Source organism: Pseudomonas sp. Pseusp15, from assembly GCF_059492165.1.
Genome location: NZ_CP168523.1, coordinates 1,520,253 through 1,534,322, shown reverse-complemented (window position 1 = coordinate 1,534,322; position 14,070 = coordinate 1,520,253). Strand labels below are relative to the sequence as shown.

General features: G+C 59.4%; 11 protein-coding genes and 1 pseudogene. 6 read left to right on the top strand and 6 right to left on the bottom strand.

Annotated elements, in window-relative coordinates; translation table 11 throughout:
* The first annotated feature begins 18 nt into the window (after positions 1-18).
* Complete coding sequence (locus ACEN8R_RS07000) at positions 19-1,257, top strand: SGNH/GDSL hydrolase family protein (RefSeq protein WP_018930069.1); 1,239 nt, start codon at positions 19-21, stop codon at positions 1,255-1,257.
* 125 nt (positions 1,258-1,382) lie between these two features.
* The gene (locus ACEN8R_RS06995; protein WP_032834283.1) at positions 1,383-2,924 is read left to right on the top strand and encodes a sensor domain-containing diguanylate cyclase; all 1,542 of its coding nucleotides are present in this window, start codon (positions 1,383-1,385) and stop codon (positions 2,922-2,924) included.
* Between the two features lie 42 nt (positions 2,925-2,966).
* On the opposite strand, the gene ACEN8R_RS06990 is transcribed toward ACEN8R_RS06995, so the two are convergent.
* The 4 genes from ACEN8R_RS06990 to ACEN8R_RS06975 are packed head-to-tail and all read right to left on the bottom strand — an operon-like array spanning position 2,967 to position 6,537.
* On the bottom strand, positions 2,967-3,806 hold the full coding sequence (locus ACEN8R_RS06990) for a sugar phosphate isomerase/epimerase family protein (RefSeq protein WP_018930067.1): 840 nt from the start codon (positions 3,804-3,806) through the stop codon (positions 2,967-2,969).
* Between the two features lies 1 nt (position 3,807).
* Positions 3,808-5,049, bottom strand: a complete 1,242-nt coding sequence (locus tag ACEN8R_RS06985; RefSeq protein ID WP_018930066.1) for an NAD(P)/FAD-dependent oxidoreductase — start codon at positions 5,047-5,049, stop codon at positions 3,808-3,810.
* Positions 5,050-5,067: 18 nt separating this feature from the next.
* A complete protein-coding gene (locus ACEN8R_RS06980; RefSeq protein ID WP_018930065.1) occupies positions 5,068-5,388 on the bottom strand; it encodes a MocE family 2Fe-2S type ferredoxin in 321 nt (106 codons plus the stop codon).
* A 36-nt stretch (positions 5,389-5,424) separates the two neighbouring features.
* Positions 5,425-6,537, bottom strand: coding sequence for a fatty acid desaturase family protein (locus ACEN8R_RS06975; RefSeq protein WP_018930064.1), 1,113 nt, complete (start codon positions 6,535-6,537; stop codon positions 5,425-5,427).
* A gap of 181 nt (positions 6,538-6,718) precedes the next feature.
* Between ACEN8R_RS06975 and ACEN8R_RS06970 the strand changes: the two genes are divergently transcribed.
* Positions 6,719-7,768, top strand: coding sequence for a substrate-binding domain-containing protein (locus tag ACEN8R_RS06970; protein ID WP_018930063.1), 1,050 nt, complete (start codon positions 6,719-6,721; stop codon positions 7,766-7,768).
* Between the two features lie 60 nt (positions 7,769-7,828).
* On the opposite strand, the pseudogene ACEN8R_RS06965 reads toward ACEN8R_RS06970, so the two are convergent.
* Positions 7,829-9,845: pseudogene (locus ACEN8R_RS06965) on the bottom strand (sigma-54 interaction domain-containing protein).
* 193 nt (positions 9,846-10,038) lie between these two features.
* On the opposite strand from ACEN8R_RS06965, the gene ACEN8R_RS06960 reads away from it, so the two are divergent.
* The 3 genes from ACEN8R_RS06960 (at position 10,039) to ACEN8R_RS06950 (ending at position 12,872) form a co-directional block, all read left to right on the top strand.
* Complete coding sequence (locus ACEN8R_RS06960; protein ID WP_018930061.1) at positions 10,039-11,061, top strand: Gfo/Idh/MocA family oxidoreductase; 1,023 nt, start codon at positions 10,039-10,041, stop codon at positions 11,059-11,061.
* On the top strand, positions 11,058-11,846 hold the full coding sequence (locus tag ACEN8R_RS06955; protein ID WP_018930060.1) for a TIM barrel protein: 789 nt from the start codon (positions 11,058-11,060) through the stop codon (positions 11,844-11,846). The genes ACEN8R_RS06960 and ACEN8R_RS06955 overlap by 4 nt, the downstream gene beginning before the upstream one ends.
* 99 nt (positions 11,847-11,945) lie before the next feature.
* The gene (locus ACEN8R_RS06950; RefSeq protein WP_018930059.1) at positions 11,946-12,872 is read left to right on the top strand and encodes a sugar ABC transporter substrate-binding protein; all 927 of its coding nucleotides are present in this window, start codon (positions 11,946-11,948) and stop codon (positions 12,870-12,872) included.
* Between the two features lie 84 nt (positions 12,873-12,956).
* Here ACEN8R_RS06950 and ACEN8R_RS06945 read toward each other — a convergent pair whose 3' ends face one another.
* Positions 12,957-13,940: a GlxA family transcriptional regulator gene (locus ACEN8R_RS06945; protein ID WP_026286722.1), complete on the bottom strand. Its 984-nt coding sequence runs from the start codon at positions 13,938-13,940 to the stop codon at positions 12,957-12,959.
* Positions 13,941-14,070 lie beyond the last annotated feature (130 nt).

Genomic DNA, 14,070 nt, shown 5'->3' with positions numbered 1-14,070 from the left:
GCCCAAGGAGATACCTGGATGAAAGCCTTTCACTCGAGAATACCGTTACCTCTTGCCTTGACTGCCCTGCTTGCCGCAAGCCCTGTCATGGCGGCGGAAAACTGGGTCACCACCTGGATGGCCAGCCCTCAACCCACCTGGGGCAACGAACTGCCACTGCCCACGCGAATTCCGGAAGCGCTGACCGATAGCACCCTTCACCAGAGGGTGCGCATCAGCAGCGGCGGAAGCCGGTTACGGGTGGTGGTTTCCAACGAATATGGCAAGCAACCGCTGGTCATCGGTGCCGCGCGTATCGCCTTCACTGAGGGCGTCGATCAGATTCGCCCAGGCTCCGGGCACACGCTGAAGTTCAGTGATCAGGAACAGGTCACCCTCGCTGCGGGTGAAACGCGGATCAGTGATCCGATAGAACTGGCAGTGCCGGCGCTCAGTGAGCTTGCGATCGCTCTTTATCTGCCGCAGCACACGCCGTTGACGACCTTTCACTGGGATGGCAAACAAACCGCATTTATCACCCCTGGCAAACATGTCGACGCTCAGCGACTGGAAGGCAGCGAGCAGGTGGAGGCGCGGCTGTTTCTCAGCGACATCCTGGTGGATGCACCGCTCGACACCCGTGCCCTTGTGGTGCTCGGCGACTCGATTACCGATGGCAATGGCTCGACCCTGGACAGCAATCGACGCTGGCCGGACTTCCTCGCTCAACGCTTGGCCGCGCAGAGGCTCGCGGTGCTCAACGCTGGGATATCCGGGGCTCGCCTGCTCGAAGATGGCATGGGTGTCAGTGCACTGGCGCGTTTCAAGCGCGATGTGCTGGGCAAGCCCGGAGTCAAAACGGTGATTGTGATGCTCGGCATCAATGACATCAGTTGGCCGGGCTCCTCCTTCGCTCCGAACGAACACCTGCCAGCCAAGGAACAGTTGATCGCGGGCTATCGGCAACTGATCGATCAAGCGCGCCTGAACAACATTCGCATCATTGGAACAACCCTGATGCCGGTCGAAGGCGCCCTGGATGGAACGATCGTGAAGAACTATCACAGCGCCGAGAAAGAACAACTGCGCCAGGCCATTAATGACTGGATACGTAGCAGCCACGCATTCGATTCCGTGATCGACTTCGATCTAATGACCCGCGACCCTGAACACCCAAGTCGCTTACTGCCGACTATCGACTCCGGCGACCACTTGCATCCCGGCGATACCGGCAACAAGGCGATGGCCGAGAATATCGACCTGAAAACGCTGATCTAGTCGTTTGAAACAAAACGCGAAAAACCATATGGATCTTGAATTGCCCAAGTTCGAGAATGACATGAACTGTTGGCACCGATGGAGATCAGCAGATAATGTAGTCGAAATTCATCCCAGGGGGTTTTGTGGAAAACCGCTCCGAAGACAATACCCGCCACTCCCCTTTGCAGCCGAGAAGACTGCCGGCAACAGCGATCTCCGTCGTGTTCATGGCTTTAGTCACCCTCTCGATACTGAGTATTTACTGGCTTCAAGCCGCCCAAAGTAAAGCCTATGAACTCTCACAAGCAAAACTGGTATCAGGCAATTTGACGTGGTCGATGGCCCAACAAGCGACTGACACGTTTGATGAAGCCAACCTGATCCTGGATGAACTGATCGACAGAATAAAAGACAACCCAAGTGCCCAACAGCTCGATAAAACGCAAAAACTGCTTAAGCGCAGAGTCTTTACCACCGAACAGTTGCACGGCCTTTTTTACTATGATGAAAACGGCAACTGGATCCTGACTTCGTTCGATTCGAAACCTGAAGCGCCCAACAATGCCGATCGTGATTACTTCATCTTTCACAAAAACAACGTAACCCTGTCGCCTCGCATCGGCCGGGCCATCCGCAGCCGCACGACCGGCGAATGGATTATTCCTCTTTCCCGACGAATCAACGATAGCGAGGGCCATTTTAAGGGTGTCGTGCTGGCCACGATCAAAATGGCCTACTTTGACAAGTTCTTCTCAACGTTCTCCATTGACCGCAAAGGCGCCATTTTCCTGGCCCTTCCCGACGGAACGATAATCGCCAGGCGGCCATTTGCTGAAGAGTTCATCGGTGCGTCGCTAGCCAAAGGGGAAATATTTTCCATCTATTTACCCAAGTCTCCGGCTGATACCGTCATGATCAAATCGATTATCGACGGCGTTGATCGACTCTTCGGCTACAGGTTGCTTCAAAAATATCCGCTGGTCGTCGCTGCCGCCAATTCACGGGAAGCCATTTTTGCCGAGTGGAAAACCGGAACAATCAAGATGGCATTGATGATTGGCGCAGTGTTGCTGGTCAACCTTCTTGTCGGCCTCTTGCTCATCAAGAAAATACGTTACGGCGTCTCGGTAGAAAATCATTTGAAGCAGACCCGGGCAGCCCTGGAAAAACTGGTATTGCAAGATGCCCTCACCGGACTTGCAAACCGACGCCACCTCGAAAACAGCTTGCAGCAGGAATGGCTTCGCGCGGTAAGACATCACTCTCCGATCAGTTTGATAATGCTCGACATTGATTATTTCAAAAGCTTCAACGATCAATACGGGCACATTGCCGGCGACCATTGCATCGCTTCCGTAGCGCAGGCAATCGCACAATGCATTCACAGGCCATCGGATTTAGCCGCGCGGTACGGTGGCGAAGAGTTTGCGGTATTACTACCCGATACAGATGCCGAAGGTGCCTACTCCATTGCCGAAGACATCAGGCTCGCGGTGCTGAACCTTGCTATTGCACACGATGGCAACCCGGCCAAGAGTGTGACCGTCAGTTTAGGGGTTTATACCTGCGTGCCGGAGGCTGCCGAATATAAGCACCTGCTGACACAGGCGGACTCGGCACTGTACCGGGCGAAACGCTCAGGCCGGAATCAGACTGCCTGCTTGTCTTTGATCGAGGCCGGATAAGGCTGTAGGAGCGAGCACCGCTCGCTCCAGGGTTTTCGTCGCTCAGCAAGACCGTTCCCGACACTCATCCCAGACCTCACGCATCAATTCCTTAAGCATCAACGCCTCGGCCCAGCGGTCGGTGATGTCGCGTCCGTCGGCCCCGGTGATGGCATAGGGTGGCGGGCCGAGTTCACAGGTGAAGGACAGGCTGCTGGGCGTGTCCGGTCGGGCCAGCCAGTTCTCGATCCCATAGCGCCACCAGCCCAGGAAACGCTCCAGCCAAGGTCGATGCTGGGCGAAACTCAAAGGCACCTGGACCTGTTCGCTGTTGGCGACACGGCCGTGAAACCCCCAACTATTGCGCAGAATGGTCTGGATCTGTTCGTCGTCTTCGGCCGCGGCCGGCTCCGGCAGTTCGCGGCCCACGACATAGTGGGACAAGTCGGCCAACAGTTTGAGATCGGGCATTTGCGCGAGAATGTCGAGGGTGAACAACAGGTCACTGGTGAGGCGATAACGGTGGGTTTCCAGCAGGATCGGAAAGTCCACCTGCTCGGCCAGTCGCTGCCACCCCTCGATCAACTGGATGGCTTGCGCCAGCGTGCGTGGCCGGACGTCGGCTTGCAGCGTGAGATGGTGGCAGCCGTAGCGGGACGCGACGTCGATCGCTGCCGCCAGATCATCCACGGTGCGGGGGAACACCTGACCTTCGATTTGCAGGCCCTGCGCCTTGGCGGCGGCATGCAAGCGTGCGGCATGGTTCGCCACCCAGAAATGGTCAGTGATTCCGTCGAAACCGGCGGCAGCGATTTTCTCCAGTTGCGCTTCCAACGCAAGTTCGCATTGGCCATGGTGATCTTGCATGGCCCAAAGGGACTGGAAGACCAGGAATTCACGCATGTCAGTTCCTCAGCAGTTGTTTGAGCGATACTTCGGCGTAGGCCAGAGCCTCTACCAAGAGGGGGTTATGCGAAGCGATCAGTCGTTCGCACAACTTGATGTCCTTGGCGACGCTATTGCCCCGGCCCCAGCCGCAAGCACCTTGCAAACGCTGCTCAGCATCGAGGTAGAACAGCAGGAAACCGCCGCCCGGGGTTGTCCGGCTCGCCGTGGGTTCTGTGTTTGCGATCACACCCACGGTCTGCAATCCCCAGTCGTACTGGTCGGACCAGAAACCGGGAATGATTTCGAAAGGCAGCTCGCCGCCCAGCAGATTCAGGGCGGCGTGGCGGCCCTGGGTTTCGGCGTTGCGCCAAGTTTCCTGACGCTGGAAACCGCCTTGCGGGTGCAGCCGAAATTCACAGACATCCCCTGCCGCAAAGATGTCCGGCGCGCTGGTGCGCAATTGGGCATCGACGCGAATGCCTTGGCCGACCTCAAGCCCGGCAGCCATGGCCAACTCGGTGTTGGGTTGCATGCCGATGCCTACCACCACCAGATCACAGGGCAGCAGTTGGCCATCGGCCAGTTGCACCGATTCAACATGAGTAGTGCCCTGCACCGCCTCGATCGCCACGTTGAGTCGGACATCCACACCCTGGCTGCGATGCAGTTCCAACAGAACGCTGGACAACCGTTCCGGCAACACCCGCCCCGCCAGACGCGGCCCGGCTTCGAGCAAGGTCACCGCGCAACCCAAGGCTCGGGCGGTGGCTGCGACTTCGAGGCCGATGAAGCCACCGCCGATGATCACCAGTCGGGTGTCGGGCCGCAACGAAGCGCGCAGTGCCAGTGCCTCGTCATGGCTACGCAGATAAAGCACATTGCGCAGATGCTCGGGCACACAGGCAAGCTTGCGCGAGCACCCTCCCGTCGCCAGCAACAGCCGGGCGTAATGCAGCCAGCTGCCGTCGGCCAATTGCAGACGATGCCGTTGCGGGTCCAGGCCTTTTACCGGGTTGCCGGCCAGGTGTTCGATGCCCAGTTCAGCGAGCCGAGCGCTATTGCACAGGCTGTAGCCCGCCAGATCGACCGTGCCCTGCAGCAACCCTTTGGACAGCGGCGGACGTTCATAAGGCGGGTGAAACTCGTCGCCTATCAGGATCAGGCGACCGCTATAACCTTCGTCGCGCAGGGTCAGGGCCGCGCGGCCACCGGCATGCCCGGCGCCAACAATGACCAGTGGAGCATTGGCAGGACTCATGGCACAGACTCCGTGCAGTTAAACCGTGATGGCGAGCAACACACGCCCCGCCTCGACCCGGACTTCATAGGTCTTGAGGTTGACGCACACCGGTGCGCCGAGGGCTTTGCCGGAGCGGTAGTCGAAACGCCCGTTGTGTTTGGGGCACTCGATGACGTGCTCCATCACCAGGCCATCGGCGAGGTGAATGGACTCGTGGGTGCATAGGCCCGCCGTGGCGAAAAACTCGCTGTTGGCAGAGCGGTAGACGGCATAGGTGTGCGGGCCATGGTCGAAACGAATGACATCTTCTTCGTTGATATCGCCCACGGCACATACATCGATCCATTGATCGGTCATGGCGTTTTCTCTGGTAGTGGTACAGACAGGAAGGTGTCAGGCCGGCGTTACTTCAGGCTCTGCCTGGACGGTGGCGGCCGATGCTGCGCGTTGTGGCAAAGGACGACAGACGAAATGGCTCGGGTCTTTGCGCTGCCTCCAGATAGTCGGGATGATTTCCTTGAAGGCCTCGGACAGGCTGCCGTAAGGCGGCGGGCAGTCGCGGCGGATCTCTTCGTGAAGCTGCGCCAGCGCATGAAAAGGCACCATCGGATACATGTGATGTTCCAGGTGATAGTTCATGTCGAGGTACAGGAAACGCAGCAGTCGGTTCATGTAAATCGTGCGGCAGTTGCTGCGGTGATCGAGTACGTCTTCCGCCAGGCCGACGTGCTGCGAAAGGCCGAACAGGTAGGACAACCAACCGCCATAGAGGGTCGGCAGACCGATAAACATCAGCGGCAACCAGCTCTGCAGAAAAAGCGCCGTGCCCACGGTAAGCCCATAGATGACCAGCCAGACGCGTGCGTCTCGCGCCACTTTGGGCCATTCGGATTCGGGGATGAAGGTCTGCTCTTCTTCACCCATCCGCCCGACTGCATGCCGGCAAACTGACCCCATCGTCTTCAACGCGTAAGGCATTCTGAACAGACTCAGCACCATCATGATCAGACTCGGTGGACGCGGCTCGACGATTTCCGGATCGCGACCAACGATGATGGTGTCGGTGTGATGCCGCGCATGGCTCCAGCGCCAGACCTGGGGTTCAAACATGAACATGAAGCTCGACAGCTGGTAGACCGCATCATTCATCCAGCGGGTCTTGAATGCCGTACCGTGACCCGTTTCGTGCCAACGGGCATTGGACGCGGTGCCATAGAGCAGCCCATAGACGAAGAAGAACGGAACGCAGGCCCAGGAGCCCCAGAACCAGTAGCCACCGAAGCCGGTCACAGCCATCGCCGACAGCCAGATGGCGGTATCACGCAGGGCCGGGCCATCGCGACGCTGCATCAATTCTTTCATGCGTTTGCGGGAGATGGGCGATTGGTACCACGTTGCCGATACCAAACCTTTTTGCGCCGCTCGGGCGGCTTCGGGACCGGTCAATCGATAATCCCTTGGCACGGGTTTATCGGTTTTTTCAAAGGCTGCGTTGTGTTCGTGCATTTTATTGTTCTCCGCAAGCTTGATGGTTTAAGCACTTGCTTTCGATGCGGATGGCATCGCTGGAGAAAATATAGAGAGCGCACAAACCACCCTCAATCCCTTGAATACATTCCCTATCAAGCTATCATCCAGGCCCATTGCAGCTTGATAGTTTTCTATCAAAGCGACTCAAGGGCCCAGCATGAACAACAAAAAACGCCCCACCATCGCCACCGTTGCCGAGCACGCTCGCTTGAGTGTCGCCACCGTGGACCGGGTGCTCAACGCCCGGGCTCCGGTCAGCCCAGCCACCGCCGAGCAGGTGTTCCAGGCCGCCGAAGCGGTCGGTTATTTCGCCGCCCGGCTGATCGGCCAGCGCATTCGCGAACGTCGTCCCAGCTATCGTTTCGGCATCCTGCTGCTCGGTACTGCCCAGGCGTTCTATGCCAACGTTGCCGCCGCCATCACCGAGGCGGCACAGCGTCAGACCGGCGCGAACCTGAGCTGCCAGTTCGAATACGTCTTCGATCGCACACCCGGCGCCATCATTGCCCAGATCGAACAACTGGCGGTGCAGTGCGATGGCCTGGCGGTGGTCAGCTTCGCTCACCCGCTGATCAATGCCGCCATCGCGCAAATCAGAGCAGCGGGAGTGCCGGTGATCGCCCTGCTGTCCGACATCCACGAGGCGGCGGAAGAACCTTACGTTGGTCTGAACAATCATGAGGTCGGGCGCACCATGGGCTGGCTGCTGGCCCACACCTGCGGTGCACGCAAGGGCAGCGTCGGCGTGCTGCTCGGCGGTCATCGTTTTCTTGGTCATCAGGCTCGGGTCGAGGGGTTGCGCAGTTACCTGGCGGAGCGCGCACCGGGGCTGCGGCTACTCGAAGCGGTGATCAACCTGGACAACTGCGACGTCACCGAAGAGGCGACGCTGGAACTCCTCGCGCGCCATGCTGACTTGCGAGGGCTGTGCGTGGTCGGCGGTGGCGGCGACGGCATTATCAGCGCCCTGTCGCAGCTGCCGAAGCGGCCGTCGCTGTGCTGCATTTTGCAGGAGTCGACCGAGCTGTCGCGACAAGCACTGGATCAAGGGTTGATCGACCTGGTCATCGACTCCCAGCCGCGATTGCTGGCGGCCGCGCTGGTCGACTTGCTGGTCGAGTTACAGACCACGCCGGACTTCGATCCGCTCCGGCATCGGGTGCATATCCCGTTGCAGATCATTACCTCAGAGAACGCTAGAAGCTGACAGTGAAACACTGAACCTGTGGCGAGGGAGCAAGCTCCCTCGCCACAGGGGTGCCGCCTGTCAGAGGTCGGTGCTCGCACGAAAAGCATCGGCGCTCAGCCCGAACCGATTCATCTTGTTGTACAAGCCGCCACGAGAAACGTTCAGTTGCCGGGCGGCCAGGCGGATGTTGCCTCGGGCATCCTTGAGGGCGGCGATGATCGCGTTCATTTCATGGGTGCCAAGGTCCAGCGCAGCCCGGGGCTCGGGCACACTTCCCGGCACCGATGGCCGCAGCCTTTGCTTGATTTCAAGTGGCAGATCACCCGGCTGGATCATCTCGGTCATCGCCAGATTGGTTGCGCGCTCGATGGTGTTTTCAAGCTCCCGAACATTACCCGGCCAGCTGTAGGCCGAAAGAATATCCAGCGCCTCTGGCGAGATGCCCTGCACCGATTTGCGCAATGACCGCGCGCAACGAGCGAGAAAATGTCGCGCCAGCAAGGGCACATCTTCCCGGCGCATCCGCAGCGGCGGAACCGTCAGATTCAGGACGTTGAGCCGGTAGTAAAGATCCTCACGGAAAGCGCCATTGGCCACCGCCTGGCTCAGGTTGCGGTGGGTGGCGGCGATGATGCGCACATCCACCTGCTGCGATTTTTTCGCCCCCACGCGCGTCACCTCACCTTCCTGCAAGACCCGTAGCAGACTGACCTGGGCATCGAAAGACATGTCACCGATTTCGTCGAGGAAGATCGTTCCGCCATCGGCCAACTCAAACTTCCCGGCAGATCCGCCACGGGCCGACCCGGTGAAGGCACCCTCGACATGACCAAACAGTTCGCTTTGCACCAGATCGCGCGGAATGGCTCCGCAATTGACCGCCACGAAAGGACCGTCGCAACGCTCGCTGGCGTTATGGATCGCCTGGGCGAACAGCTCCTTGCCGGTACCGCTCTCACCCAGAATCAGCGTGGTCGATTCACTGCGACTGGCGATCCGTCCCAGGCGCAAGGCGTCTTGTATCGCTCGCGAATTACCTTGAATGGTCTCGAAGGTGTAGCTGGCTTGAGTGCCGATGACCCGGCGCGTAATTTCGCGGATGCGCCGGTTCTCACGCAACGAAACAATCCGCCCACCCTGCTCCAGCGGGCACACCGACACCAGACACGCCAAATGGCTGCGATCATGCAGTTCAAACGTGCAATCCAGATCTCGTAGCCCTTCCCCGCCATGCAGCAGAATCTTATCGGTCAGTTCGCTTTGCCCCAGACGACGGAACGGGCTGCCGAGCAGATCCTGGCCCACGCGGAACAATTGCCGGGCATAACGGTTGAGCGCCTTGATGCAGCCCTGCTCATCCAGCACCACCAGTCCCTCGTTGAGCACTTCAAGCACGGTTTGTTGTTCTTCCAGCAGGCTCTGCAGCGCCATCTGCCGCGAGACCGCTTCGGCCGCGGCCTGGACGGTGCCCAGCGTATGAAAATGAAACCAGCCCGGCTCAGCGGTCAGGGTCAGCATGGCGAGCGTCCTGCCCTGCGCATCCCTGATCGGCGCGGCGGCGCAGTGCATGCGCCGTCGACGCAAGCCGCTGGCGAAGTTTTCCTCGGCCAGCACATACACCAAGCGATCTTCGGCAAGCGCCAGCCCCGTGCAGTTGGTGCCCTGCACCGACTCCAGCAATCGGCTGCCCACCGGTGTGAGGTCCAGACCACAGAAATACAGGGTCGTGCCTTGAGCATCGGTCAGGTTGATATGGCCCCCTGGGGTTGTAGGCCAGCAATCCCCCCATGACCTGCGCCGCCGCTGCAATCAACGTGCGATTGGCCGCCAGCGTCGCGGCCAGAACGGCAGGAGCAACAAATCGATATTCGCCATCCTCAGGATCGAGGCCGGTGCCGACGCTGCGCCGCCAGGAATCCCAAATCACCTGCCTGACCCCGGCAGGTCGATCGGTGCGCCCGTTCAGACACGCCAGCCAGGCCTGTTCCAGCGCGGCGATCGAGCCTTCGTTCAACGACGCGGGGCCGAGAGCGGTGATGTAATCGAGGTCTTGCGCGCTGAAGGCTGTTACCTGCGGGTTGACCATCATCGACATCCGCTTCCATGTTCATGTTTTAGACATGTCAGTGTAGACATGTCCTGAGAATGAACACTTCTTTCAAAAAATATTGATTAACCCTTTGAATATCAATGACTTAAATACTGGCACAGCACTTGCTCAAAGGGTTATGCCAGCGAGGACATTCCTGCGGCCAAGTCATTGAACAACAATAAAAGGGAGTCAATTCATGAGTACGTCCAAGATCATCCGCCTGGGCCTCATCGGCGCCGGCCGCATGGGCAGTTTTCACGGCCAGACGGCCGCCCGGCACATCCCCGGCGCCTGCCTGGCCGCCATCGCCGACCCTACCCCCGGCCAGGCCGCTCGGTTGGCGGCAGAGTTGGGGGTGCAGAAGGTCTATACCGATCCACAGCAACTGCTCGATGACCCGGAAATTGACGGCGTCCTGATCGCCGCCCCCGCCCGCAGCCATGCCGAACTGGTGATCAGTGCGGCCCGGGCCGGCAAAGGGGTGTTCTGTGAAAAACCCATGGCCATCACCCTCGACGAGGCCGACCGCGCTATCGCCGCAGCCGCCGATGCCCGCGTGCCGCTGCAGGTTGGCTTCAATCGTCGTTTTGCCAAAAGCTTCCGCGCCGCCCATCTGGACGTGGTCGCCGGCCGTATCGGTACGCCGCAACTGCTGCGCTCGCTGACCCGCGACCCGGCGCTGAACAATCCGGCCGCTTCGCCGCAGTGGGTGATTTTTCTCGAAACCCTGATCCATGACTTCGATACCCTGCGCTACCTCAATCCCGGCGCCGAAGCGGTCGAGGTTTATGTCATGGCCGATGCGCTGATTGCACCGGACTACAAGAGCAAAGGGTTTCTGGACACCGCCGTGGTCACGATCCGTTTCGACAACGGCGCCATCGCCACCGCCGAGGCCAATTTCCAGGCCGTTTATGGCTACGATGTTCGGGGGGAAGTGTTCGGCAGCGCCGGCATGCTGACCATGGGCAGCGTCAATGACTCAGACCTGGTGCGCTACTTGGCTAATGGCATCCAGGCCGACACCCAACGCATGGACACCGACCTGTTGCGGGATGCCTATGTGGCCGAGCTCAATCACTTTGTCGACTGCCTGCGCACCGGTGAAAAACCACTGGCCAGCGGTGAAGATGCCCGAGCGGCACTGACCATTGCCCGCGCGTGTATCGAGTCCGTCCAACAGGGCAAAGCAGTGCGCGTGCAAGGAGCCCGTTCATGAGTTTTATCCCGTTCAAACTGGCGATCAGCGCCGAGATGGTATTCCTCGACCTGCCGTTCACCGAACGCGTCAAACGGATTCACGCGCTGGGTTTCAGCGCCGAAATTTGGGACTGGACCCAGAAAGACATTCCGGCCCTGGTCGCCACCGGCGCCGACTTCACCTCCATGACCGGCTACATCTCAGGCAACCTGACCGACGCCGAAGGCATCCAGCATCTGCTCGACAGCGCACGGGAATCGCTGGCCGTCGCCGCACAACTGAATTGCCCGAGCCTCAACCTGCATGGCACAGGCTTGGGCGATAAAGGCTTGCCGGTCAAACCCGTGGCCCACACCACCGGACGCATGTGGTTGAGCGCCTGCAAGACCCTGGAAAAAATCGCTCGCCTGGGCGAAGACGCGGGCCGAGTGTTCCTGCTGGAAAACCTCAATACCGAAGTGGACCACCCCGGCACACCCTTCGCCCGCGCAGACGATACCCTGGCGCTGATCGAGGCCGTGGGCAGCCCGCATTTGAAGATGAACCTGGACCTTTATCACGCCCAGATCGGCGAAGGAAACCTGATCGAACTGATCCAGCGCGCCGGCAGCGCCATCGGCGAAATCCAGGTGGCCGATGTCCCCGGCCGCATGGAGCCCGGCACCGGTGAAATCCATTATCCGGCCATTGCCAAGGCCTTGTTCCGCATGGGATACACCGGGGTCGTCGGGCTCGAGGGCTGGGCCAGCGGCGACAGCGAAGTGGCACTTGAGCGTTTTCGGCAAGCCTTCACGCTTGATTGAGGACGCTGGCGCTCTCGGCGAATCTGATTCAGAGAGCGCCACAAACCTCACGTTTGATCTTGATGAATTTCAACTCATAACAACAAAAGGAAAACCATCATGCGTCGCTGCACACTGCTATTCGCCACGCTGTTATTACTCGTCAGCCAATGGGCCGCCGCCGACTATCGCATCGGCGTCAGCATTGCCAGGGTTGACGACAACTTCATGACCTATGTGCGCAGCGGCCTGGAAAATGCCGCCAGGAAGGAGAACGTCCAGATCCAGTTCGAGGATGCCCAGGGCGATGTGGTTCGCCAGCTCAATCAGATTCAGGGCTTTCTCGGTCAAAAGGTGGATGCCGTCATCGTCCTGCCCGTGGATACCGCCGCCACCGCCAACATGACCCGCGCAGCCGTCGAGGCGAAGATTCCTCTGGTCTACGTCAACCGCCACCCGGACGAACGCGTGCTGCCCAAAGGCGTGGTCACGGTGGCGTCCAATGACATCGAGGCCGGGCAACTGCAAATGCGCTACCTGGCCGACAAGCTGGGGGGCAAAGGCAACATCGCGATCATCATGGGCGACCTGGCACAGAACTCCACGCACGACCGCACCGAAGGGGTCAAACAGGTGCTCAAGGACTACCCCGGGATCAAAATCATCGAACAGCAAAGTGCCGAGTGGCAGCGCAACAAAGGGATGGACTTGACCAGCAATTGGCTGCTGGCTGGCACTGGCTTCGATGCCATCGTCGCCAACAACGACGAGATGGCCATCGGCGCGGCCATGGCACTGCAGCAAGCCGGCAAAGCCAAGGGCGAGATTGCGATTGTCGGCATCGATGGCCTGCCCGACGGCCTGGCGGCGATCAAGCGCGGGATGCTGGTCGCCTCCGTCTTTCAAGACCCCAAGGCCCAGGCGACCAGCGCGGTACAAGCGGCCATCAAGATGATCAAGGGCGAGCCGGTCGAAGCGGATGTCTGGGTACCCTTTCAGCTGATCACGCCGGATCAGGTGGCGATGTTTGAGCAGCATTACAAATAGCGTCAAAAGCCGATCGATGGCTGCCCTGCGGGACGGGGCAGCAATCGGGCCGGAAGTCAGGTGCGCAGAGGTGAAGGAAAGCCTTTATTTAACGAGCCGCTTTTCCTTGGAAGGTCTGTACCCGAAGTACGAGCTATAACACTTGCTGAAATGACTGGGCGACACGAAGCCACAGGCCACCAACACGTCGACCTGGGACAGTTCGGTGTGCTGGAGCAGTCGCCGTGCTTCGGTGATCCGCAGTTCCATGTAATACCGCTGCGGCGTTGTACCGAGTTGCTCCTTGAACAAGCGTTCCAGTTGCCGCCGGGAACGGCCAGCATAGGCCGCCAGTTGCTCCAGCTCCAGAGGCTCTTCGAGGTTGGCGTCCATCAGCTTGACCACCTCGCGCAAGGGCGCGCTCACACAGATATTTTCGGCCGGTTTGATGCGCCGATAGCGAGACTCCTCGAACGCCAGAATGTCCTCGATCCCCTCGACGAGGGCTTTATCGTGCAGGCCCTTGATCCAGTCCAGCGCCATATGAAATGCCCCTGAGGGGCTGGACGCGGTGAGGCGTTCGCGATCAATGACGTAGGGTTCACTGGTGACTTGCGTCGCCTTGGAGATTTCCGCGAGTGCGGGGCGATGTTCGGGGTGAATGGCGCAACGATACCCATCGAGCAAACCTGCGCTGCCCAGAAACCATGCGCCATTCCACAACCCGGCCAGGCAGACACCCTGGTTCGCCGCCATACGCAACAGGCTGATGAACTCATCATCAGCCTTGAGCTCTGTCCTGTAGCCGCCACAAATCACCAGCAGATCCAGGTCGTGAATGGCTGAAGCATCCAGACGTGCATCCGGCCGGATGACCAGCCCCAAATCGCTGATGACCTCGCCGTCGTTCAAACCGAACGTTCGCGAAGAGAACAACCTGGGTCGTAGAAGATTCGCGGTGACAATGGTGTCCAGTGCCTGGGTGAATGCGGGCAGCGAAAAATGCTCGAGCAGCACAAAGCCTGCCCGGGTCATACGAGCAGGCTCATCAGGGTTTTCATTCAGATAGCGGAGATTTTTTCCCTTCATGCCTCCGCTGAATTGGCGTCGTTCGATCAATGTTCGACCCACTCGGTTACTGCGTAGATAAAGCCTAATGCTAACTGTAGAAGCGCAAAAAGCCCTAGCAACATTATGCGACCGATCAAGCCAGTTGAAA